The organism is Paenibacillus lacisoli (assembly GCF_030580655.1).
Lineage (GTDB): Bacteria > Bacillota > Bacilli > Paenibacillales > Paenibacillaceae > Paenibacillus > Paenibacillus lacisoli.
The window spans coordinates 1-21316 of sequence record NZ_JAUQTB010000017.1 but is presented as its reverse complement, the minus strand read 5'-3'; the positions used below and the strand labels follow the sequence as shown (position 1 = coordinate 21316).

General features: G+C 52.2%; 20 protein-coding genes and 8 tRNA genes. All 28 read right to left on the bottom strand.

The features are described from left to right. Positions 1-21: 21 nt before the first annotated feature. The 28 genes from Q5741_RS19220 to Q5741_RS19085 all read right to left on the bottom strand — a co-directional run bounded on the left by Q5741_RS19220 (position 22) and on the right by Q5741_RS19085 (position 21121). Positions 22-975, bottom strand: a complete 954-nt coding sequence (locus tag Q5741_RS19220; protein WP_305025733.1) for an ROK family glucokinase — start codon at positions 973-975, stop codon at positions 22-24. Positions 976-1220: 245 nt separating this feature from the next. After that, positions 1221-2174 carry a thioredoxin-disulfide reductase gene (gene trxB / locus Q5741_RS19215; RefSeq protein WP_305025732.1) on the bottom strand — a complete coding sequence of 318 codons (954 nt, stop codon included), beginning with the start codon at positions 2172-2174 and terminating at the stop codon, positions 1221-1223. 31 nt (positions 2175-2205) lie between these two features. Continuing rightward, positions 2206-3951, bottom strand: coding sequence for a tetratricopeptide repeat protein (locus tag Q5741_RS19210; RefSeq protein ID WP_305025763.1), 1746 nt, complete (start codon positions 3949-3951; stop codon positions 2206-2208). A gap of 131 nt (positions 3952-4082) precedes the next feature. After that, the gene (locus Q5741_RS19205; protein ID WP_305025731.1) at positions 4083-5030 is read right to left on the bottom strand and encodes a ribose-phosphate diphosphokinase; all 948 of its coding nucleotides are present in this window, start codon (positions 5028-5030) and stop codon (positions 4083-4085) included. Between the two features lie 150 nt (positions 5031-5180). Continuing rightward, positions 5181-6017 carry a histidinol-phosphatase HisJ gene (hisJ, locus tag Q5741_RS19200; RefSeq protein ID WP_305025730.1) on the bottom strand — a complete coding sequence of 279 codons (837 nt, stop codon included), beginning with the start codon at positions 6015-6017 and terminating at the stop codon, positions 5181-5183. A gap of 12 nt (positions 6018-6029) precedes the next feature. Continuing rightward, positions 6030-6716 carry a bifunctional phosphoribosyl-AMP cyclohydrolase/phosphoribosyl-ATP diphosphatase HisIE gene (gene hisIE, locus Q5741_RS19195; RefSeq protein ID WP_305025729.1) on the bottom strand — a complete coding sequence of 229 codons (687 nt, stop codon included), beginning with the start codon at positions 6714-6716 and terminating at the stop codon, positions 6030-6032. Next, positions 6713-7471 carry an imidazole glycerol phosphate synthase subunit HisF gene (gene hisF / locus Q5741_RS19190; RefSeq protein ID WP_305025728.1) on the bottom strand — a complete coding sequence of 253 codons (759 nt, stop codon included), beginning with the start codon at positions 7469-7471 and terminating at the stop codon, positions 6713-6715. The genes hisIE and hisF overlap by 4 nt, the downstream gene beginning before the upstream one ends. Before the next feature lie 59 nt (positions 7472-7530). After that, positions 7531-8262, bottom strand: a complete 732-nt coding sequence (gene hisA, locus Q5741_RS19185) for a 1-(5-phosphoribosyl)-5-[(5-phosphoribosylamino)methylideneamino]imidazole-4-carboxamide isomerase (RefSeq protein WP_305025727.1) — start codon at positions 8260-8262, stop codon at positions 7531-7533. A gap of 103 nt (positions 8263-8365) precedes the next feature. Next, complete coding sequence (hisH, locus tag Q5741_RS19180; protein ID WP_305025726.1) at positions 8366-8989, bottom strand: imidazole glycerol phosphate synthase subunit HisH; 624 nt, start codon at positions 8987-8989, stop codon at positions 8366-8368. Between the two features lie 3 nt (positions 8990-8992). Beyond that, positions 8993-9598 carry an imidazoleglycerol-phosphate dehydratase HisB gene (gene hisB / locus Q5741_RS19175; protein ID WP_305025725.1) on the bottom strand — a complete coding sequence of 202 codons (606 nt, stop codon included), beginning with the start codon at positions 9596-9598 and terminating at the stop codon, positions 8993-8995. Beyond that, positions 9595-10899, bottom strand: a complete 1305-nt coding sequence (gene hisD, locus Q5741_RS19170) for a histidinol dehydrogenase (RefSeq protein WP_305025724.1) — start codon at positions 10897-10899, stop codon at positions 9595-9597. The genes hisB and hisD overlap by 4 nt, the downstream gene beginning before the upstream one ends. 46 nt (positions 10900-10945) lie before the next feature. Continuing rightward, positions 10946-11584, bottom strand: coding sequence for an ATP phosphoribosyltransferase (gene hisG / locus Q5741_RS19165; RefSeq protein WP_305025723.1), 639 nt, complete (start codon positions 11582-11584; stop codon positions 10946-10948). Between the two features lie 3 nt (positions 11585-11587). Beyond that, positions 11588-12766, bottom strand: coding sequence for an ATP phosphoribosyltransferase regulatory subunit (locus tag Q5741_RS19160; protein WP_305025722.1), 1179 nt, complete (start codon positions 12764-12766; stop codon positions 11588-11590). A 288-nt stretch (positions 12767-13054) separates the two neighbouring features. Next, positions 13055-14236 carry an acyltransferase gene (locus Q5741_RS19155; protein ID WP_305025721.1) on the bottom strand — a complete coding sequence of 394 codons (1182 nt, stop codon included), beginning with the start codon at positions 14234-14236 and terminating at the stop codon, positions 13055-13057. A gap of 145 nt (positions 14237-14381) precedes the next feature. After that, a complete protein-coding gene (locus Q5741_RS19150) occupies positions 14382-14927 on the bottom strand; it encodes an acyltransferase (protein WP_305025720.1) in 546 nt (181 codons plus the stop codon). A gap of 2 nt (positions 14928-14929) precedes the next feature. Further along, on the bottom strand, positions 14930-15580 hold the full coding sequence (gene ppaX / locus Q5741_RS19145) for a pyrophosphatase PpaX (protein WP_305025719.1): 651 nt from the start codon (positions 15578-15580) through the stop codon (positions 14930-14932). Between the two features lie 7 nt (positions 15581-15587). Further along, positions 15588-16610 carry a prolipoprotein diacylglyceryl transferase gene (lgt, locus tag Q5741_RS19140; RefSeq protein WP_305025718.1) on the bottom strand — a complete coding sequence of 341 codons (1023 nt, stop codon included), beginning with the start codon at positions 16608-16610 and terminating at the stop codon, positions 15588-15590. Between the two features lie 117 nt (positions 16611-16727). Then, positions 16728-17666, bottom strand: coding sequence for an HPr(Ser) kinase/phosphatase (hprK, locus tag Q5741_RS19135; RefSeq protein WP_305025717.1), 939 nt, complete (start codon positions 17664-17666; stop codon positions 16728-16730). 211 nt (positions 17667-17877) lie between these two features. Further along, positions 17878-18999 (bottom strand): ABC transporter ATP-binding protein, encoded by a 1122-nt coding sequence (locus tag Q5741_RS19130; RefSeq protein WP_305025716.1) that lies wholly within the window; start codon positions 18997-18999, stop codon positions 17878-17880. Between the two features lie 104 nt (positions 19000-19103). Beyond that, positions 19104-20231 carry a PucR family transcriptional regulator gene (locus Q5741_RS19125; RefSeq protein ID WP_305025715.1) on the bottom strand — a complete coding sequence of 376 codons (1128 nt, stop codon included), beginning with the start codon at positions 20229-20231 and terminating at the stop codon, positions 19104-19106. 125 nt (positions 20232-20356) lie between these two features. Beyond that, a tRNA-Lys gene (locus Q5741_RS19120) sits at positions 20357-20429 on the bottom strand. Positions 20430-20436: 7 nt separating this feature from the next. Beyond that, positions 20437-20522, bottom strand: a tRNA-Tyr gene (locus Q5741_RS19115). Positions 20523-20533: 11 nt separating this feature from the next. After that, positions 20534-20606 (bottom strand) — tRNA-Phe (locus Q5741_RS19110). 66 nt (positions 20607-20672) lie between these two features. Beyond that, positions 20673-20749, bottom strand: a tRNA-Asp gene (locus Q5741_RS19105). A 10-nt stretch (positions 20750-20759) separates the two neighbouring features. Beyond that, positions 20760-20835: transfer RNA gene (locus Q5741_RS19100), tRNA-Thr, on the bottom strand. A 10-nt stretch (positions 20836-20845) separates the two neighbouring features. Further along, positions 20846-20918 (bottom strand) — tRNA-Val (locus Q5741_RS19095). Between the two features lie 10 nt (positions 20919-20928). Then, a tRNA-Met gene (locus Q5741_RS19090) sits at positions 20929-21002 on the bottom strand. Between the two features lie 27 nt (positions 21003-21029). Next, positions 21030-21121 (bottom strand) — tRNA-Ser (locus Q5741_RS19085). Positions 21122-21316 lie beyond the last annotated feature (195 nt).

Sequence of the window (21316 nt, the reverse complement as noted above, 5' to 3'; positions counted from 1 at the left end):
GCTTGATCTGATACCGAATCCCTAGGACCGAAGCAGCAGACCGGCTGCACCGACAATGCCGGCATCGTTGCCCAGCTCCGCAGGTATAATCTGTACACCCGCCTGCAGCGGTTCAGGTGTAAGCTTTGCAAATACTTGACGCACTTCCTCGAAAAGGATATCTCCAGCCTTGGATACACCGCCGCCGACGATAAAACGCTCCGGATTCAGCACAGCCGCTACCGCAGCCATGGATTTACCCAGATAGTAGGAAGCTCTGTTAACAATTCGAAGCGCCACTTCGTCGCCACTCTTCGCCGCGTCAAATACATCCTTGGCCATAATTTTACCTTCAACTAATGCCAATGAAGTCCGATCTCCGCGTTCTACTGCATCGTTCGCCATCCGGATGATTCCGGTTGCCGATGATACGGTCTCCAGACAGCCCATTTTACCGCATCCGCATTGAATCGCTTCAAGATCCGGTACTACACTTATATGTCCAAGCTCACCGGCCATGCCGGAGAAGCCCTGATAGATTTTACCGTTGATGATGATGCCTCCGCCTACACCGGTTCCCAGTGTATAGCACACACAGTTGTCGATGCCCTTGCCTGCTCCGGACCACGCTTCACCCAGAGCCGCCACATTGGCGTCGTTATCAATTTTGACAGGCTTGCCGAGGCGTTCTTCCAGCAGGGCACGCATCGGGACATTGCGAAAGCCTATGTTAGGGGCGAGGATAATGATACCCTCTTTCACATTCGTAAACCCGGCCAGACCCGCGCCAACGCCAGCCAGCTGATCCCAGCTGTATGAGGACTGCTCGACGATATGACGAACGTACTTCTCAATATTTGCAATGACCGTATCGACACCTTTTTCGACCTCGGTCGCTCCTTCATATTTCTCGAGAAGCTGCCCTTTCTCGTTGCATATCCCGACCTTGATCGTGGTACCACCCAAATCCACACCAACGTAGATGCTTTCAGACATGTTACAAGCCACCTTTTTTTATCGAAAATGTTTGCTCTACGTACCCACTATAATTGAACCATACGTCATGGTCAAGGAAAAGGGACCCGCTTACATCCCCCTATGCCAGAAGCTCTCACTGACTTCTTACGGTGCAGTTATCCGCTATTACAAGCATTGGCCGCCGCCCTATTCCCGACCCTCTTACCAGCAAAAAAGAAGCCCGCAGGCTTCTTCTATGCCTCAATGATCTTCGGTTGCGATCATCACTTATCCAGGGATTCGCTCCAGTCGTGGACCGCGCTGCCCTCAAGGAACTTCTCGCAGTCCATAGCTGCCATACAGCCGGAGCCGGCTGCCGTAATCGCTTGGCGATAACGGGTATCTTGTACATCACCGCAGGCAAATACACCCGGAATATTCGTCTCCGACGTGCCTGGCTTCACCATAATGTAGCCATTGGCATCCGTCGTAATCTGGCCGTTCAGGAAACCGGTGTTCGGCGTATGCCCGATTGCGATAAACACGCCGTCCGCCTCAATTATCTCTTCCTGGCCACTTTCATTATTAAGAACCTTCAAGCCTTTAACGCCGTTCTCGCTCGGCACTACTTCCAGCGGTGTGCGGTTTAGTGCCCATAGCACTTTTTCATTGCTCCGTGCACGGTCCTGCATGATTTTGGATGCGCGCAGCTCCTCGCGACGGTGAACCAGTGTCACACTGGAGCCGAAGCGGGTCAGGAAGCTCGCTTCCTCCATCGCGGAGTCACCGCCACCAACCACCACAATCTTCTTGCCGCGGAAAAAGAATCCGTCACAAGTGGCGCAGGTACTGACCCCGCGGCCCACATTATCCTGTTCACCCGGAATGCCGAGATAACGGGCAGATGCTCCCGTGGAAATAATGACGGTCTCTGCCTCCAATTCACCCATTCCCTCTACTTTCACCTTGAAGGGACGCTTGCTGAAATCCACGCTCTCTACCCAGCCGCTCTTGAATTCGGCTCCGAAGCGTTCTGCCTGCTTTCGCATGTTGTCCATCAGTTCCGGTCCCATAATGCCCTGTGGGAAGCCTGGGAAGTTCTCAACCTCTGTTGTTGTCGTCAGCTGGCCGCCCGGCTCCATCCCTTCAATAATGAGCGGATTCATGTTGGCGCGCGCCAGATAAATCGCTGCGGTCAATCCTGCAGGTCCTGTGCCGATAATAATGGATTTGTGCATAGTATAACCTCCTCGGGAATTGGGGTGGTAATTACAGGTGTTCGTTAAAGGACGGGAGCATCTGCTGTGATCTCTGTTTGATATTGCAGACGGCATCCATCTGCCGTGCATAGCGGCTGACCGTGGATACCGAAATACCGTAGGCGGCAGCCACATCCTGATAAGTTACTCCGATGCCGTGCATTTTGGCTGTCAGATACTCCAGAGCGGCGGCCCAGCCCTCCACATGGTGAATCATCGGCTGATCGTCCTCTGTTGACCGGAGATATTCCAGCCAGATGGATTCAAGATCCTGACGCTGGGCTGGTTCAAGCCGCTTCGCCTTGCCGTTCTGTGCCAGATCAAGCACCGCCTTCGCTTTGGCGTTCATAGCCGCAGCCGGGCTGTCTGAGGGAACAAGCGGCTTGGCCGGCGGCAGCATGCTGCTCTGGGAAGAGGGCAACTGCCACTCTATGCCCAGCTCCTCCAGCACGGCAGCGGCCTGGTTCTTCAGATCCTGCTCCTGCAGCGGATCGGCTATGAAGGACTGCAGGGCTTCCTGCACTTCGTAGTCCGCAATAATGGCGAGAGCCTTAATGACTTGAACCTTCGTGGAGTAGTCACCGTGACGCAGCGCCCAGAAGAACGAGGACCGCACCAGCGGATCATTCTTCAGGCTGTCCGGCATATCGCTGCCGAATTTCTCCCACAGCTTGAACTGTTCCTCGAACGGCAGATGGTAGTGATAGCTAATCATATCTATTCCGCTGCCGTCCTGCTCGAGCTGCTCCATCCGGGACAGATAGAAGCGCGGTATTTCAGAAGCCGGATCCAGCTTCTCGACCATCTTCCACAGCCGCGCTGCTTCATCCAAGCGGCCGGTATTGTTGGCAGCGGCTGCCGTATAATGATACAGCGAAGGGTCAGAAGAATGAGCTTCATTCTTCAGCAGACGGCGGAAATGTCGGTAAGCCTCTTCATGTCGGCCCAGAATACCCATGGTCGTAGCCAGCTTAAAGACATGCTCCTGATGAAACGGAACCATAACGGCGAGTCCTTCCACCAGCTCATGCAGCTGCTCCGTGTTTCCCTCGTTCTGGTAGAAGATGGCGAGGTTGCACAGGGCATGCAGATTGCCCGGATCATCCTCCAGCAGGCGGTTAATCGTTTCCTTCGCCTTATAAAAGAGGCCCATGTAGTAGTAGGCCAGCGCCAGGTTGTTACGAGCTGCATACATCTCGGGACTGCCTTCCGCAATGCTCTCCAGCAGCTTTGCAGCCTGAGCAAACTTGCCTTCTTCCAGCAGCAGTCTGGCCTGGTCATGCTCAACGACACCCTGTCTGGACTTGATGCGGCTCAGCTTGGCCGGACGGTCCAGCTCATAGAAGAGCAGATCCATCATTTCTTCGGCCTCCTCCAGAAACTGCCCGTTCGCATCCTCTTCCAGATACGTGACAAGCGCTTCCTCGGCGGCTTCGAACTGCTCCATGTTGGCATAGTTATTAGCCATGTAAAAATAACATTCCGTCATGGAAGGGTCCACCTTCTCAAGAACGGACGACAAGACGGCGTTGGAGGCTTCATAATCCCCCATCTCTGATAATATACCCGCCATATTACAATGATTCACCGGATTATCCGGTTCATATTCCACAGCTTTGCGAAAATATTTCAATGCCTTGTCATAATGATTGCGATCCAGCGAGCGGACAGCTCTTTCAAAAAAGAAGGATGCATCTAAACGAATGGGAACGACATTGGTACTCGGGTCTGCCGCCCGCGGGTCTTTGCCTTTCATAATAACCAAGGCACCTCCTTTAACATACGATTCATACAGTCCAGTATATCACATTTGTACCCTGCTTCTAAACCCGGCGACTGCTTCCAGTCCTGACATTCTCCTCGCCAAACACAAAAAAAGACACCGCATTAAATGCCGGCGTCTTTGAACAAGGTGGCGATGGAACCGCCCTCGACGATGATCTGGACTGCGCGTGCCAGCATCGCCGATACTGGCAGTACCGTAAACCGGTCTGAATGCTGCTCCGGCAGGGCAATTGAGTCCGTTACGACCACTTCCTGAATGCCCGGATGCTCCAGCTTTTGCAGTGCATTTCCCGAGAACAGGCCATGGGTGGCGCAGACGATCACATCCTCCGCTCCGCGCTCCTTCAGGCTCTCAACCACGTTCACAATGGTCGTCCCTGTATCGATCAGATCCTCAATGATGATTGGTGTCCGTCCTTCTACATCTCCGATCAGATGCGTGATCACCGATTGGTTATGCGCAGGGCGCTTCTTGATCATGATAGCAAATGGAGAATCGAGCCTGCTCGCCAGCTTCTCAGCCATCGAAGCACGGCCTGCATCCGGTGACACGACAACAGGATTGCGGATCTTCTTGTCACGCAAATAACCGCTGATCAGATCAAGGGTTGTCAGATGGTCTACGGGTATGTTGAAGAATCCCTGAATAGCAGGAGCATGCAAATCCATGGTTACCACCCGGCTTGCTCCCACGGTGGTCAGAACGTCGGCTACCATTTTGGCAGAAATCGGCTCCCTCGGCGCTGACTTACGCTCCTGCCGGGCGTAGCCGTAGTAAGGCACAATAATATTAATAGTGCGGGCGGAAGCGCGTTTGGCCGCATCGATCATAATCAGCAGTTCCACGAACAGCTCGTTAATAGGATGTGACAGCGACTGGACGATAAAAACATCGCAGTTGCGGATGCTCTCCTCATAGTGTACATAGATCTCACCGCTCTCAAAGCGTGACAGCTTAATCGGGCCCAGCTGCACCCCCAGCTTCTCAGCGATTTGCGCGGCAAGTTGCGGATTGGATGATCCCGAAAAAATGCGCAGCGTTGATTGCATAACGTCCTCCCCCAGGCTTCTGTATAGTAAGCTGCTGTTGCGCAGCGGCATAAGCTGTTCGGTCAAGCCTTTGCTTTCCTTATTATACAACGTCTTGCCTGAAGTGAACATGTGAACTTGACCGGACAGGCTCAAGCCCCGGGCCCCGCGTTAGAGGGTTGCTCCCGGCTCCAGGGCAGTCGAGCTGCGCTGACGCTGGTCAAACACCGCAAGCTCCCGGTAACCTACATCATAAAGCAGGGCGCGCGCATCGTTCAGATGGTCACCCAGCTTCTGCGGATCATGCGAGTCGGAGCCTAGTGTCACCGGAATACCCAGCTGAAATGCCCGTTCTACCATCCGCCGGCCGGGGAACATTTCTGCACATGGCTTGGACAGCCCCGAGGCATTCAGCTCCATGGCACGCCCGCTTCTGGCTACGGTATCCAGGACATAATTCTCCAGCTGCAGCAGCTCCTCGGCCTCCTCAGGCTCCGGCTTATAGCCAAAACGTTTGATAACATCCAGGTGCCCCATAATATCGTAGAAGCCGGTAGCGGCTGCCTTACGGACTGCATCATAATAGCTCTGGTACACGCTTAATACATGCTTGCCCTTCCACTGGTCCACCTGACGGAAGTCGGTAATGTCCCACTCGCCCAGAAAATGAACCGAACCGATAATATAATCCCACGGATAGGCCTTAACGATTTCTTCGATCTCGCGTTCATAACCTTCGATATAATCGCCCTCAAGACCTACCTTGATATCAATAAGATCCCGGTACTTCTCCTTGAGCTGCAGGCATTCCTCCACATAACGGGGGAGCTCTTCCATCGGCATAGCCATTTCCGGATAATAACGCTCCGGATCGACGTGAAGCAGCGGCATATGATCAGACAGCCCCAGCTGATCCAGACCCAGCTCGATGCCGCGCTGTACATACTGCTCCAGGGTGCCTACAGCATGCCCGCAGCGTTCATGGTGAGTGTGATAATCGATACGCATGATATGAACCTCCTAATCACGACGCGGACGTTCATGACGGCGGTTTAGCTCGGACATGATATCATCCAGCGGCAGCTTGCGCTCCTGCAGCAGAACGAGCAGGTGATAGAGCAGGTCACTGACTTCAAGACGCAGCTCGTCATTATCCTTGTTCTTTGCCGCTATAATGGTCTCGGCCGTCTCCTCGCCGACCTTTTTCAGAATTTTGTCCACACCCTTCTCGAACAGATAGGTCGTGTAGGCTCCTTCCGGTCGGCTGACCTCACGCTCAGCAATGACCGCTTCAAGCTCGGCCAGCACGTCAAAACGGCCTGCCGCTGTCACCGGCGGCTGTGCTGCCTTAGGCAGATCAACCGCACTTGTGAAGCAGGAGACCTCTCCCGTATGGCACGCCGGACCGGCTGGCTCTACAAGCACGACAAGGGCATCCCCATCACAATCATACTTCAGGCTCACAATCTTCTGAACGTTACCGGATGTCGCTCCTTTATGCCACAGCTCCTGACGGGACCTCGACCAGAACCATGTCTCCCCGCTCTCAATTGAACGCTGCAGCGATTCCTGATTCACATAAGCCAGCGTTAATACTTCCAGTGTCTTCGCATCCTGCACGATGGTAGCGACGAGACCCTGCTCATTCCATTTCAATTGTTCAGGCAGCTGTTCCGCTGTCAGTCCCTGCTCCAAATCCTTGCTCATCGGATTTCAACTCCCCTGTTCTTAAGATCCGTTTTCAGCTCCGGAATCCCGATTTCTTTATAGTGAAAAATGGTCGCCGCCAGGCCCGCATCCGCCTTGCCCTGCGTAAATACGTCATAGAAATGTCCTTTCGTCCCGGCACCGCCCGAGGCAATCACCGGAATCGTGACCGCATCCGATACGGCGGAAGTGAGAGGCAGATCGAATCCATCCTTCGTCCCGTCTGCATCCATGCTGGTCAGCAGAATTTCACCTGCGCCCAGGCGCTCCGCTTCCTTCACCCACTCCAGCGCTTTGATACCGGATGGCGTGCGGCCTCCGTGCGTGTACACCTCCCACTCTCCCCAGGCATCGTTAAAACGCGCATCTACCGCAACTACGATACACTGGGAGCCATAGCGAAGCGCGCCTTCGGAGATCAGCTTCGGATTGCGGACCGCCGCGGTGTTAATGCCGATTTTATCGGCACCCGCACGCAGAATGCGCTTCATATCGTCCACATGGGAGATACCGCCGCCCACCGTGAATGGAATCGAAATTTCGCCAGCTGTCCGGCGGACGACCTCCTCCATCGTCGCTCGTCCTTCTACGGATGCCGATATATCCAGGAACACCAGCTCGTCGGCTCCCTCACGGTCATACAAAGCCGCCAGCTCTACGGGATCTCCGGCATCGCGCAGGTTAACAAAGTTGACCCCTTTCACAACACGGCCGTCCTTGACATCCAGACAGGGAATAATGCGTTTGGCCAGCATGTTCATCTCTCCTCTCTGCAGGGAATAGCCCCTGGATCTTCTACATTTTACAATTCGGTTTATACCCGAAAACGGGCTACTGCATCCTCCAGGTCAATGCTGCCTGTATAGAGGGCTTTGCCTACAATGGCACCGCCTACCCCGGAAGCCGCATGCTCGTTCAGACGGAGCAGGTCATCCATGACGCTGACACCGCCCGAGGCAATGACGGAACGTCCGCTGGCCTTCGCCAAGGCCGCAATCGCCTCCACGTTGGGTCCCTGCATCATGCCGTCCCGGGAGATGTCTGTGAAGATAAAGGTCTCCGCACCCTTGGCTGCCAGTTCCTTCGCCAGTTCTTCCGCCTTCACTTCGGAGGTCTCCAGCCAGCCGCGCGTAGCTACATAGCCATCACGGGCATCAAGGCCAATGGCTATTTTGTCACCATAGGAGCCAAGCACACTTTCGGTAAAGTTCCGGTCCTCAATCGCGGCTGTCCCGATAATAACCCGGCTGACGCCCAGTCCGAGCAGGCGCTCAACGTCCTCGCGGGTACGCAGCCCGCCTCCCACCTGTACCGGCACATTCACTGCTGCAGCAATCTCTGCAATGATCGCATCATTCACTGGGTGCCCTGCTTTCGCCCCGTCGAGATCCACCAGGTGGATGTACTGGCCGCCTTGGCCTTCCCAGCCTTTGGCCACCTCTACCGGGTTATCGTTATACACGGTTTCCTGATTATAATCCCCTTGGATCAGCCGTACACATTTGCCGCCGCGAATATCAATTGCCGGATAAATCATGAAAGACATTGAATAAGTACCCCCTCAGCCTAATCAGTTAAGCCCGATTGCTGTTTTATTTGATTAAAAGATGCCTGTTCGCATCTTCTTGATTGAGCTTATTAAGCACAGCTTACCGCTGGCCCGCCGCCAGCTTCAGGAAATTCTCGAGCAGGGCCATGCCCAGCTCGCCGCTCTTCTCGGGATGGAACTGCATCCCGAGTACACGACCGCGTCCTGCGATCGCGGTCACTTGCTGCCCGCCGTACTCGGTGACGGCGAGCAAATCTTCCCTGCTGGCGGGACGCACATGGTACGAGTGCACGAAGTACACGTGCCCCTCGTCCAGACCGGCCAGCAGCGGGTGCTCCGCCTGGAGGAACGCCAGGCGGTTCCAGCCCATGTGCGGCACTTTGTAGCCGCCGCCCGCAAAACGCACCACGTCGCCCGGCAGCAGGCCGAGGCCTTTGTGGTGCCCGTGCTCCTCGCCGCTGTCGAACAGCAGCTGCATCCCGAGGCAGATCCCGAGCAGCGGCTGTCCGGCAGCCGCCGCCTCCTTCACCGTGCGGTCGAGACCACTCTCCCGCAGGTGGGCCATGGCATCGCCGAACGCGCCGACGCCAGGCAGGATCACACCGTCAGCGGCCAGAATCTCCGCCGCATCGCCGGTTACGAGCGCCTCATAACCCAGGCGCTCGACTGCTTTACTGACGCTGTGCAGGTTGCCCATGCCGTAATCGACGATTGCGATGGCCATAGGTTACAGCACTCCTTTCGTTGAAGGCACCCCGGTCACACGCGGATCAATACTGGTCGCTTCGTCCAGCGCGCGTCCCAGAGCCTTGAACACCGCCTCAATCATATGATGCGTATTTTGACCGTAGTGCACGATGACGTGCAGCGTCATTCTTGATTCCAGCGCCAGTTTCCACAGAAACTCGTGCACCAGCTCCGTATTGAAGCTGCCCACCGTCTGGGAGGGATACTGTGCCCGGTATTCAAAATGCGGACGATTGCTTACATCAATCACAACCTGGGCAAGAGCCTCATCCATCGGAACGAATACACTGGCATAACGCTTAATACCTTTTTTGTCACCCAGTGCTTCCAGAATCGTCTGTCCGAGACAGATGCCGATATCCTCCACCGTATGGTGGTCGTCAATGTCGATATCCCCCTGCGCCTTCACATTCAGATCGAACTGACCATGCTTGGTGAAGAGGTCCAGCATATGGTTCAGAAAAGGAACATCCGTCTCGATCACCGATTGTCCTGTTCCATCTACGTTAAAAGCCAGCTGAATATTGGTTTCATTCGTCTTGCGGTCCACACTGGCTGATCTGCTGCGGTTCACTGTTTCGCTCATGATTGATCTCCCTCCAAGGTTCCTTCCTGTTCCAGCCGGACCTGAATGGCCCGCGCATGTCCTTCCAAGCCTTCGTGGCGTGCCAGCTCCATAATCGTAGAGCCATTTTGCAGCAGCGCCTCTTTACTGTAATAGATCAAACTCGATTTCTTGATAAAATCATCCACGTCCACCGGTGAAGAGAAACGTGCAGTACCGTTCGTCGGGATAATATGATTCGGTCCGGCAAAATAATCCCCGACCGGCTCGGAGCTGTACGGCCCGAGGAAGATAGCTCCAGCATTCTCGATCATACCGACCACAGCCATCGGTTCCTGGACCATGATTTCCAGGTGCTCTGGCGCCAGGCGGTTAACCAGCCCGATTCCTTCAGCAACGGAATCTACTACGATAATAGCACCGTAGTTCTGTATCGAGGCTGCCGCAATCTCTTGTCTTGGAAGATTGGCAAGCTGCCGATCTACCTCTGCAGCCGCAGCTTCTGCCAGAGACGCAGAAGAAGTGATCAGGATGGCCGAGGCCATCTCATCGTGCTCGGCCTGTGAGAGCAGATCCGCCGCCACGTAGGCTGCATTGGCAGAGTCGTCGGCCAGAACCACGATTTCGCTCGGACCTGCAATGCTGTCAATGTCGACATCCCCGTAGACTTCCCGTTTGGCCAGAGCTACATAAATATTGCCGGGTCCGCAGATTTTATCAACGGGTGCAATGCTCTCCGTTCCGTAGGCCAATGCAGCTACCGCCTGGGCACCGCCGACACGGTAGATCTCCGTAACCCCTGCTTCCGCAGCGGCAACAAGCGTGTAAGGATTTATCCCTTCCTTGCCGCCGGTAGCCGGTGGTGTTACCATAACGATCTCCGGTACACCTGCCACCTGAGCGGGAATCACGTTCATAAGTACCGAGGAAGGATACGCAGCCTTGCCGCCCGGTACATAGACACCCACACGTTTCAGCGGCCGCACGACCTGGCCGAGCAGACTGCCGTCCGGCTGCAAGTCCATCCATGAATTGCGTTTCTGCTTCTGGTGGAAGACGCGGATATTATCTGCTGCCTGGCGGATCGCGGAAAGGAAAGAAGGCTCTACCTGTCCGTAGGCAGCCTGCAGCTCCTCCTGAGTGACGCGCAGCTGACCCCGGTTAAGACTGACCCGGTCAAAATCCTGAGTCAGCTTGAGCAGCGCCTCATCGCCTTCCGCACGTACTGCCGTGATAATCTTCCGTACAGCTTCATTCTGTTCAGGGGATCCATATTCGACTTCGCGTTTCAGTTCAAATTCACTTGCCGCTACAATTCTCATCCCTAATCCCTCCCAGGGTCCAATACCTATCTTCTATATAAAAAGCTTAGCCTTTTTGTACAGCTGCAATCACCGGCTGCAGTCTGTCACAGAGTGCCTGAATTTGATGATTTTTCATCCGGTAGCTTACCCGGTTCGCAATCAGCCTGCTGGTAATCTCAAAGATTTCGGTCATCTCGATCAGGCCGTTCTCCCTCAGCGTCTGTCCGGTCTCAACCATGTCAACGATACGGTCCGCAAGCCCGATGAGCGGCGCCAGTTCAATCGAGCCGTTCAGCTTAATCACTTCTACCTGCTGTCCCTGCTCCCGGAAGAACTGGGAAGCCACATTCGGATATTTGGTGGCTACACGCTGCTGGATGCCTGGCTCCCAGTTCGGCAGTCCAATGACCGACATGCGGCAGCGGGCAATACCAAGATCCAGCAGCTCATACACGTCACGGTTTTCTTCCATCAGCACGTCTTTGCCGACAATTCCGATATCAGCTGCCCCATACTCCACATACGTGGGCACATCCACCGGCTTCGCCATAATGAATTCAAGTCCCAGTTCCGGCAGCGGGATGACCAGCTTGCGTGTTTCATCTACATCGACCGGGATTGGTACACCAGCCTCACGGAAGAGTGCGGATGCCTTTTTGTAGATCCGTCCCTTGGGCATAGCTACTTTTAGAATATCGGTCATGGCTCAATTGCCCCCTTCCAGAAAGTCCAGAACGCTGCTGTAGCGCCCATCTTCGTTAGACTGTGAACCGCCATCATCTGTCAGCAGCTCAGTCACGGCCATCTGGCCATCCTTACGCAGTGCAATAGCCTCTGCGAACGCCTCCTTGCGCCGTCCCGCTTCGTAACGGATCAGCACTGGAAGCGATGGCTGTGAGCGGCTGCCCGCTACACCGTCCAGAATACGGTTTGTCTTCAATGCAAAGCCAGTTGCCGGTACCGCACGTCCGAACTGCTGCAGCAGATTATCGTAACGCCCGCCGCTGCATACCGGGAAACCGAACTCCTCGGTGTAGCCTTCGAACGTCATTCCAGTGTAATACGTAAAATCACCGATCATCGTCAGATCAATGAGCACATGCTCAGAGACACCGTACGCCTCAAGAACCTCCCAGACACGGCATAAGTGCGTGATAGACTCCACAGCCAACGGATTGCTGCTCAGCTGGGTCGCATGCTCACAAATTTCCTTGCCGCCTCTCAGACGCAAAATAGCCTCCAGTTTCTGATGTGCCTCTTCCTCCGGCTGGATCCGAGCAACAATGTTCCGGTATCCTACAAAGTCCCGTTTCAACAAACGCTCCTTTAATTCCTGCTGTGCCTCAAGCTGGTCTGGAATTACTTCCTCGAACAAGCCGTTCAGGAAGCCGACATGCCCCATAGCCATTTTGAATGAAGTAACGCCTGCCGCCTGCAGGGAGGCAATAGCCAGGGCGACGACCTCCGCATCCGCTTCTGGCGAATCATCTCCCACCAGCTCTACACCCGTCTGAAAAAATTCTGCTTCCCGGCCTGCCTCTTCCTCGATGGCACGGAACACGTTCGCATGGTAAGACAAGCGCAGCGGCAGAGGCTCATCCTTTAATAGAGAGGATACCACCCGGGCAATAGGAGCGGTCATATCCGAACGGAGCACGAGCGTAGTCCCCCGGTTATTCAGCAGCTTGAAGAGCTTCTGATCTGAAGTGGAGCTGGCTACCCCAACCGTATCGTAATATTCCATAGAAGGCGTCATAATCTGACGGTAACCCCAGAGCTCCATGCAGTTCAGGACACTTCGTTCAATCTGGCGCAGCTTGGCTACCGCATGCGGCAGATAATCGCGGACACCCGCGGGTTTCTCAAAACCTTTTGGTTTGGTCATTTACAATCCACCTCTACAATGTATGTGATCATTATTCTATACACCTATATAACAGCCGGTACAGCCTATTCGTATTCAAACCGTAAAAGTCCGTTCATGTCGCGTTTCTTTACTTTGGTAAAGTGCTAACAAACTAAAGCATGCCGATATATTACCACGATTGGCCAACTGCGTCAATGACGCTGAATGACAGGTATTTCTATATGTATACAAAAAGCCGCCCATCGGGCGGCGGTTGGATCGGTTCTATATTGTTATCTGTTGCATCGAGATTGAAATTGCTATCTTTTACATCGACACCGAACGCGACGGCTTGGAGGTCCGCTTTGCCGGGAATGGCGGCATTGTCCCAAACAGGACCCAAATGCCTTTTACCCGGGCCAACAGTGTCACGACCAGCCAGGACACAAAGAGGGCAAGCAGCCATCCGCCTGCAATGACCGCGGCATAATGCAAAGTTGTCCCCCCTGCAGGTACGTAATCCCGATAGAAGAACAAAACCGCCGGATGCAGCAGATAGATGCCGAAGGAGCAGGCGCCCATCCAGGTCAGGAAGCGGGACAGGAAGCTGCCGACATGCCGGTAAAGAATAAATGAGAGCTGGAACAGAACCAGCGAAGACAACAGCCAGTGGAGGTTTCCAATAACCTCGTACCATAACGAGTTAATTCTAAGCTTGTTGACATACGTGTTGTACCATAGTTCCACGTGTAACAGTCCTGCTCCGAGCCAAGCCGCCCACAAAATCAGCCATACGGCCAGTTTAGGACTCTTCATCCCCTTTACACTAACAATAAGCCATTCCTTGAAGCGGCCATAATATACAGCGATCACTCCACCCGTCAAGAAGAACGACATGTACGTAATGGCGAGACTACCTTTTGCCGGAACCTGCCATTCATACTTATTAATAAGGATAAATCCCCACTGCAGCACGAGACCCAGCAGGAAAACAACCCAGCCTGCACCTGCCCTGGATGGAATCCACTGACGAAGCTTTTTGAAGATAGCCAGGAACAGCGGAAAAATGACATACAACTGAATCATAATAATCAGATAATACAGATGAGTATGTGCATTGCCCTGCCACAGCTTGGTCCAGAACCTGGATGCCAGCTCCGGGAACGGCGTATTCAGCTGGTCATTGAAATACAGTTTCATGACATAGTACAAAGCCGAGAAAATAACATAGGGCACAATAATGTATAACAATCTCTTTTTATAAAAGGCTCCGGCCGTCTTCCAGCCGAAAGGTTTATCAATATAGTTATAGAACAGAACAAATCCACTGAGAAAGATAAACACCTGTACAGCAAATTTACTGAATATATTCAGCAGCAGAAAAGGGTGGAACAACGAGCTTCCCTGTGTCTCTACGATTGTCTGCGAGGTGGCATGGATCATAATGACCGCCATGATCGCCATCGCCCGGTACACATCCAGCTCGGGAATCCTTTCTCTTTTAATCAAAACCTAATCTCCCCCAAAAACGCCTTCCTCTTCGGTAAAAGATTCCAGCAATAGTAATGGCTTGTTGCCTTCATCCAACTTAACATACCTGTACCCAATTGTCATCCGCCCAAAGAAAAAGACCCCGGCTGCTTCGCCGAAGTCCTTAGGTATAGCGATCTTCCTTATTTCCGTTCAGCACCGGTTCCTGCTGCATCATGTCCTCTGGCTGGGCTCTGGACAGCTCCCTCAGCGGATTGCCTCCAACAAAACTGCCGGCAGCCACATTACGGTGAACGACCGACCCGGCAGCCACAACAGCCCCGTCTCCGATGGTTACGCCAGGCAGAATGGTGGTATTGGCACCGATAAGGACATTCTCCCCTATAATCACCTCACCCAGCCGGTATTCTTTGATGAGATACTCATGCGCCAGGATTGTAGTGTTGTAGCCAATGACTGAATTTTCGCCCACCGTGATCTTCTCCGGAAAAAAGACGTCCACCATCACCATGAGTCCGAAGGCAGTGTGTTTCCCGACCTTCATCCCTAGCAGACGGCGGTAAATCCAGTTCTTCAACGGCAGGATTGGACAGTAGCGCGCGCATTGGACAAACAAAAAGTTACGTATCCCTTTCCAGGGGCTTACAGTCTTGTATATATGCCAGAGTGCATTGTGCCCATCAATCGGATAGCGCTGCACGTTTCTCACATTTAATCATTCTCCCGGCTGACAAGGTCTAAGATATCCCTCATATCATAAAGCATAAAATCCGGCTCATATCGGCGGAGTGTCTCTTCACCCTTCAGCGACCAGGCAACCCCTGCAGATTGCACTCCTGCCGCCTTGGCTGCCAGAATATCAAAGGAACTGTCCCCAACCATCAGAGTCGTGTCAGGATCAGCCTGCAGCTCTTCTACCGCTTTGAGCACCGGCTCTGCATGCGGCTTGGGATGAACAACGTCATTCACCGTAACGATGCTTCCCATATATTCTGTCAGGCCAAATGTATTCAGCACCCGCATAGAAGAGGGGCGGATTTTGGTTGTGACGACCCCCAGCTTGATTCCGCGCTTATGCAGCTCCTTGACCACTTCCGGCACATGCGGAAATGTCTTAACCATTTCATCATGATGAAGGGCATTATAAGCTCGGTAAGCCTGAACCATTTCCTCTACATTGTGTCCTTCCCCGGCAAATTGCTGCAGCTGCTTCTCCAGGGTATCACCCATATGAGGAATAATCTCCTCGCGGGTTAGCGGCTTCGGCAGCCGGCTGTGCAGAGAATTAATGAATGAACTAATGATCAGCTCGTTCGTATCGATAATGGTTCCATCCAGATCAAATAACACCGTTGTAATCATTTGCAGCTTACTCCTTTTTGTCTTCAACCTCAATTGTCGTATTCGTAGGTTCAGCTGATTCTTCCACAGCTGTGCTCGGGTGTCCAGCTTCAACATCTACCTGCTCAAATGTCTGTTTGCTGGAAACAATCGGATCATTGTAATGCTCCTTGGCACGTCCTGTTGCACGGCGGACGATGATCAGAATAATGGCCACGATGATAATGATCAGGGCAAGCATCTGGGACACTCGCACATTTCCGTAATTCGGATCCAGGAATCCTTGCTCAAAGCCTAACGCTTTCATCGGTGACCATAAACCATTAATAAGTGATGCCAGCCAGGCCGGCCCTTCAAATCCCAGGCTATCTGTACGGAGGGCTTCCACGAAGAAACGTCCGATAGAATACCAGATGAAATAGGAGATGAACAGCTCTCCTGCTCTCAGGAATTTCTGTCTGCGCAGCACCAGCAGAACGAGAATGCCCACCAGACTCCATAACGACTCATACAGGAAGGTCGGATGATGGTAAGTTCCCTGCACATTCATCTGATTCACAATAAAATCCGGTAAATGCAGATTATTGCGGAGGAAAGACTCTTCCGCTGGTCCGCCATAGGCCTCCTGGTTAACAAAGTTGCCCCAGCGGCCAATCATTTGACCGAGCAGCAGTCCGGGTGCACAGATATCCGCAATACGCCAGAAGTTGTAACCTTTATATCTGAAATAAATAACTGCACAGATAATGGCACCAATCAGTGCACCATAGATGGCGATGCCGCCATTCCATATTTTAAATACATCCCAGAAATGATCCTTATAGTCTTCCCATTTAAATGCTACATAATAAATACGCGCTCCTATGATGGCAGACGGCACGCCGAGCAGCAGCATGTCCATAAAGAACTCCTGAGGAATACCAAAGCGCTTGCCCTCACGAATGACGAGAAGCAAGCCCAGAAGCGCGGCCGCTCCCAGAATCAGCCCGTACCAGTGTACTTTCAGCGCCCCGATTGAGAAAGCAATCGGATCCAGCAGCAATGTCCCCATGTAATCTTGCACACTCCCTGTTTTCAATTCAAATTCTGCTATGACTTATGTAGGAGGGACCCGCTTGATCTAATATCACCTAGGCGGGTCACCGGTTGACTCTACAGCTATTGTAGATCAGTCCATATCATCCATATCTTCCGAGATCGTAGCTGTCAGCTTATTCGTGAATTGCAGCGCAGCGTTATATCCCATCTGCTTCAGACGATAGTTCATCGCTGCCACCTCAATAATGACGGCAAGGTTACGACCTGGACGAACCGGAATGGTAACCAGCGGTACATCCGTATCGATGATACGCGTCGTTTCCTCATCCAGACCCAGACGGTCATATTGTTTATCCTGCTGCCATGCTTCCAGCCGGACTACCAGCGTAATCCGCTTGTTATTACGGATAGCGCCTGCACCAAACAAAGTCATCACATTGATGATGCCGACTCCGCGGATTTCCAGCAGATGGCGAATCAACTCTGGAGCAGACCCATGGAGCTGATTATCGGAGGTTTGACGGATCTCCACCGCGTCATCCGCGATGAGCCGATGGCCGCGTTTGACGAGTTCCAGTGCGGTTTCACTTTTACCGATACCGCTGCTTCCTGTGATCAGCATCCCTACCCCGTACACGTCACATAATACGCCATGAATGGTCGCCGTAGGTGCCAACTTACGTTCCAGGAAGCCGGTAATCCGGCTGGACAGGATTGTCGTTGCCATCCCGCTTCGGATAACGGGAATATTCCGTTCTGAACTAATCTCGATCAGTTCTTCGGGAACCTCCAGACCGCGTGTCACCACAATACATGGTGTCTCGTCGGTACAGAGCTTGTCCATACGTTCCTTCCGTTCTTGGGAAGACAGCATACTGAAGAAGGCTAACTCGGTTCTTCCCAGCAGCTGAACACGTTCTTTGGGATGGTATTCAAAATAACCCGCCATCTCCAGGCCAGGTCTATTCAAGTCATCGACCGTAATCGGGCGGCGAAGCCCCTGCTCGCCCGACACGACCTCCAGCTGAAACTGTTGTACTAATTCGGATACCTTTACTTTTTTAGCCATCGTCTTCTTCCTTTCAGCCCGTGCTGTTTCTGTAACACAGCGTTTCCATTGTATTCATCGTATCGGAATTTACAATGTATTGCAATCATCGACTCTACGTCCGGCCTGAGCCGGATTCTCTATGACGGTTCTAGATATGAGAAAAGGGCTATTCCTTCATCGTAGAAGAAATAACCCTTTTTTCCTATCATGGAATTATTGATGTTGAAGATTAGCCCAGCAGCACATTCAGCTCGGACTCTTTATCGAAGATATGAACCTTGTTCATATCAATTGCCATTTGTGTCGTTACGCCATCACGAGTGTTGGAACGGCCGTCTACACGCGCGATAATCGTGTCATTACCTGCGCCACTCAGGTACAAGAGGGCTTCGTGACCCAGGTTCTCTGTTACATCTACATGAGAAGTAAAGATAGAGTTTGGGGAAGCTTCCATAAATACCGGCTCTTCATGGATGTCTTCAGGACGCACGCCCATAATCACTTCTTTGTTGCTGTAGCCTTTGCTTTTCAGCACTTGAGCTTTACCTTGTGGAATAATCAGGTTCAGGTTAGGTGCTTTGAATACCATGTTGCCGCCTTCTTCACTCAGGTTACCCGTAATAAAGTTCATTGTTGGGGAACCGATAAAGCCTGCTACGAACAGGTTGGTCGGACGGTTGTACAGCTCTTCCGGAGAAGCAGCCTGCTGAATGATACCGTCTTTCATAACTACGATACGATCACCCATAGTCATCGCTTCGATCTGGTCATGCGTTACATAGATACAAGTGGTTTCAAGACGCTTAACCAGTTTGGTAATCTCCGCACGCATTTGGCCGCGCAGTTTGGCATCCAGGTTGGAAAGCGGTTCGTCCATCAGGAAGACTTGAGGATCACGGACAATCGCACGGCCCAAGGCTACACGCTGACGCTGACCACCGGACAACGCTTTTGGCTTACGCTCAAGCAAATGCTCAATATCCAGGATTTTCGCAGCTTCACGAACTTTGCGGTCGATTTCTTCTTTCTTCACCTTACGGAGTTTCAGACCAAACGCCATGTTTTGGTATACGCTCATATGCGGATACAGGGCATAGGATTGGAATACCATCGCGATGTCACGGTCTTTAGGAGCTACGTCATTCACCACGCGGTCACCGATGTACAGTTTACCCTCGGAAATTTCCTCCAGACCCGCGATCATACGAAGGGTTGTGGATTTACCGCAACCGGACGGTCCTACCAGAACCAGAAATTCTTTATCTTGAATGTCCAGATTGACGTCGATTACCGTTGCTTTATCGGAACCTGGATACTTTTTAAAAATATGCTCTAAACGTACGCCTGCCATATGATTGTTCCTCCTCAGAAGGGATTATGAAAACGAATACACTTTCTAATATCATATTACCCAACAAGCAGGCAGGACGCCATCCACAAAGTGCACAAAAAAGGTTACACCGTTTTTGTAACTTTGTACAATAGCATCAGAAGTTTCACTAAAACCGCGTCTTCGAAGCGCCTCACATCAAGTCCGGTCTCCTGTTTGATCTTATCTAGACGGTAGATCAGTGTGTTGCGATGCACGTACAGCCTTTTCGCAGTCTCACTGACATTACAGTCCATCTGAAAAAATGTGCTCAACGTTACGCCAACCTCGCTGTCATGAAGGAATGCAGAATGCGTGGAGGCAAGATCCAGGAACTTTTCTCTCTGACGGTCAGGAATACTGTAGATCAGCTTCTCTAGACGCAGCTCCCACGCAAAATGAATCTGTTCAGCTACATGAAACACCCTTCCCAGGAACAATGTCTCTCTCAGTTCTCTAACCAGCTGTATAATATCAGCAGCAGGAATAACAGACGGTACAGCGGCCATATGGAAATTGCCTACCCATTCGGTAGCGATAAGTTCATACAGACCTAGTCCAAAAGCGGTTAATACCTCATGTTCAGATTCCTCTGCATCTGTATCGCGGTCACGCTCATCCGCAGATCCAATTACCATTTCCTCACGTGCAAGAATCAGCCACTCGGATGCCTGCAGAGGGACAAGAATGACCTCTCCGCCAAAGTAACTATCGAGCAGACGTGAGAGCTGATCATAAGGAATCGGTGCATGAACCCCTTCACTCACCAGCACAAACGATAACATAGGCTGACACAGCCGGGGTTTAATCTGTAATTGATCAGGAAGCTCCTTTGCCCCGTACTCCTTTTGATGCTCTTCTATCCATTCTCCCAGCATGACTGCCTGTGCCTCATCGTCATTAATGGTATTCTGGACAGCTGCGGCATCTTCCAACCCTGAGATTAGTAACTCAATAAGCCCCCGCTCCCGATCCGTTAACTCTCCTTCAGCAATGGACAAAACCCGGCCGCGGCTTGCTTCAGCCTGTTCGGCTATATCTAAGGGCAGCGCAAAATAAATTCTCCCCCCATGTACAGAAGAATGCCTGTCTTCCGCATTTGCTTCGAATAACAGATTGTAAGTCTCCGCACCTACCGTCTCCAATTTAACCTTAATCCCCATAGTGTTTTCCAGCTGCAGACAGATCCGTTCAATATTTCGCATAGACAGCATTCCCACCAATCTCCTGTGATAAGACAGTCGAGCCAGCATACCTTGAAAATAAACTCTATCTTCTCTATCATATCAAAAAAAATAAAAAACAAAAAAGCCATCAACCAACGGTTGATGACTTCGGATGAGCCATGAAGGACTCGAACCTTCGACACCCTGATTAAAAGTCAGGTGCTCTACCAACTGAGCTAATGGCTCATATAACTGGTGGAGGATGATGGATTCGAACCACCGAACTCGGACGAGAACAGATTTACAGTCTGCTGCGTTTGGCCACTTCGCTAATCCTCCAAAATAAAAAATGGCTCGGGACGGAATCGAACCGCCGACACGAGGATTTTCAGTCCTCTGCTCTACCGACTGAGCTACCGAGCCACACATCAAAACAAAACAAAAGCGGTCAGGTTGTCACCTTCCCACTTAGGTGGAAAAGAAAATAAATGGCGGAACTGACGGGATTCGAACCCGCGGTCTCCTGCGTGACAGGCAGGCATGTTAGGCCTCTACACCACAGTTCCAGGCCATAAATGGTGCCGGCGAGAGGACTTGAACCCCCAACCTACTGATTACAAGTCAGTTGCTCTACCAATTGAGCTACACCGGCAAGGTGAATATGGAGGCTGAGGGGATCGAACCCCCGACCCTCTGCTTGTAAGGCAGATGCTCTCCCAGCTGAGCTAAGCCTCCAGGGAATATATAGCGGCGAAGGGAATCGAACCCCCGACCTCACGGGTATGAACCGTACGCTCTAGCCAGCTGAGCTACACCGCCATAATAAAAAATATCAATTTGTCCTAATGGCGGAGAGAGAGGGATTCGAACCCTCGCACCACTTACGCAGTCTAACCCCTTAGCAGAGGGTCCCCTTATAGCCACTTGGGTATCTCTCCAAATAAGATTTATCGAAGGACGTCTTCCTTTGAAGCTCCATCCAATAATTAAATTATAGGACAATCAAGGTTTGCACCTTGAAAACTGGATCCGAAACAATCATGCGATCTAGCTGCCTACCGGATGTCTCCGGCAAGCTTGTAGGATAAGCCCTCGACCGATTAGTACTGGTCAGCTCCATGCATTGCTGCACT

Coding starts and splice junctions, on each gene's coding strand:
- Q5741_RS19220 (WP_305025733.1), bottom strand. CDS start 975: ATGTCTGAAAGCATCTACGTTGGTGTGGATTTGGGTGGTACCACGATC.
- trxB (WP_305025732.1), bottom strand. CDS start 2,174: ATGCACAAATCCATTATTATCGGCACAGGACCTGCAGGATTGACCGCA.
- Q5741_RS19210 (WP_305025763.1), bottom strand. CDS start 3,951: ATGAAAGGCAAAGACCCGCGGGCGGCAGACCCGAGTACCAATGTCGTT.
- Q5741_RS19205 (WP_305025731.1), bottom strand. CDS start 5,030: ATGCAATCAACGCTGCGCATTTTTTCGGGATCATCCAATCCGCAACTT.
- hisJ (WP_305025730.1), bottom strand. CDS start 6,017: ATGCGTATCGATTATCACACTCACCATGAACGCTGCGGGCATGCTGTA.
- hisIE (WP_305025729.1), bottom strand. CDS start 6,716: ATGAGCAAGGATTTGGAGCAGGGACTGACAGCGGAACAGCTGCCTGAA.
- hisF (WP_305025728.1), bottom strand. CDS start 7,471: ATGCTGGCCAAACGCATTATTCCCTGTCTGGATGTCAAGGACGGCCGT.
- hisA (WP_305025727.1), bottom strand. CDS start 8,262: ATGTCTTTCATGATTTATCCGGCAATTGATATTCGCGGCGGCAAATGT.
- hisH (WP_305025726.1), bottom strand. CDS start 8,989: ATGGCCATCGCAATCGTCGATTACGGCATGGGCAACCTGCACAGCGTC.
- hisB (WP_305025725.1), bottom strand. CDS start 9,598: ATGAGCGAAACAGTGAACCGCAGCAGATCAGCCAGTGTGGACCGCAAG.
- hisD (WP_305025724.1), bottom strand. CDS start 10,899: ATGAGAATTGTAGCGGCAAGTGAATTTGAACTGAAACGCGAAGTCGAA.
- hisG (WP_305025723.1), bottom strand. CDS start 11,584: ATGACCGATATTCTAAAAGTAGCTATGCCCAAGGGACGGATCTACAAA.
- Q5741_RS19160 (WP_305025722.1), bottom strand. CDS start 12,766: ATGACCAAACCAAAAGGTTTTGAGAAACCCGCGGGTGTCCGCGATTAT.
- ppaX (WP_305025719.1), bottom strand. CDS start 15,580: ATGATTACAACGGTGTTATTTGATCTGGATGGAACCATTATCGATACG.
- lgt (WP_305025718.1), bottom strand. CDS start 16,610: ATGGGGACATTGCTGCTGGATCCGATTGCTTTCTCAATCGGGGCGCTG.
- hprK (WP_305025717.1), bottom strand. CDS start 17,666: ATGGCTAAAAAAGTAAAGGTATCCGAATTAGTACAACAGTTTCAGCTG.
- Q5741_RS19130 (WP_305025716.1), bottom strand. CDS start 18,999: ATGGCAGGCGTACGTTTAGAGCATATTTTTAAAAAGTATCCAGGTTCC.
- Q5741_RS19125 (WP_305025715.1), bottom strand. CDS start 20,231: ATGCTGTCTATGCGAAATATTGAACGGATCTGTCTGCAGCTGGAAAAC.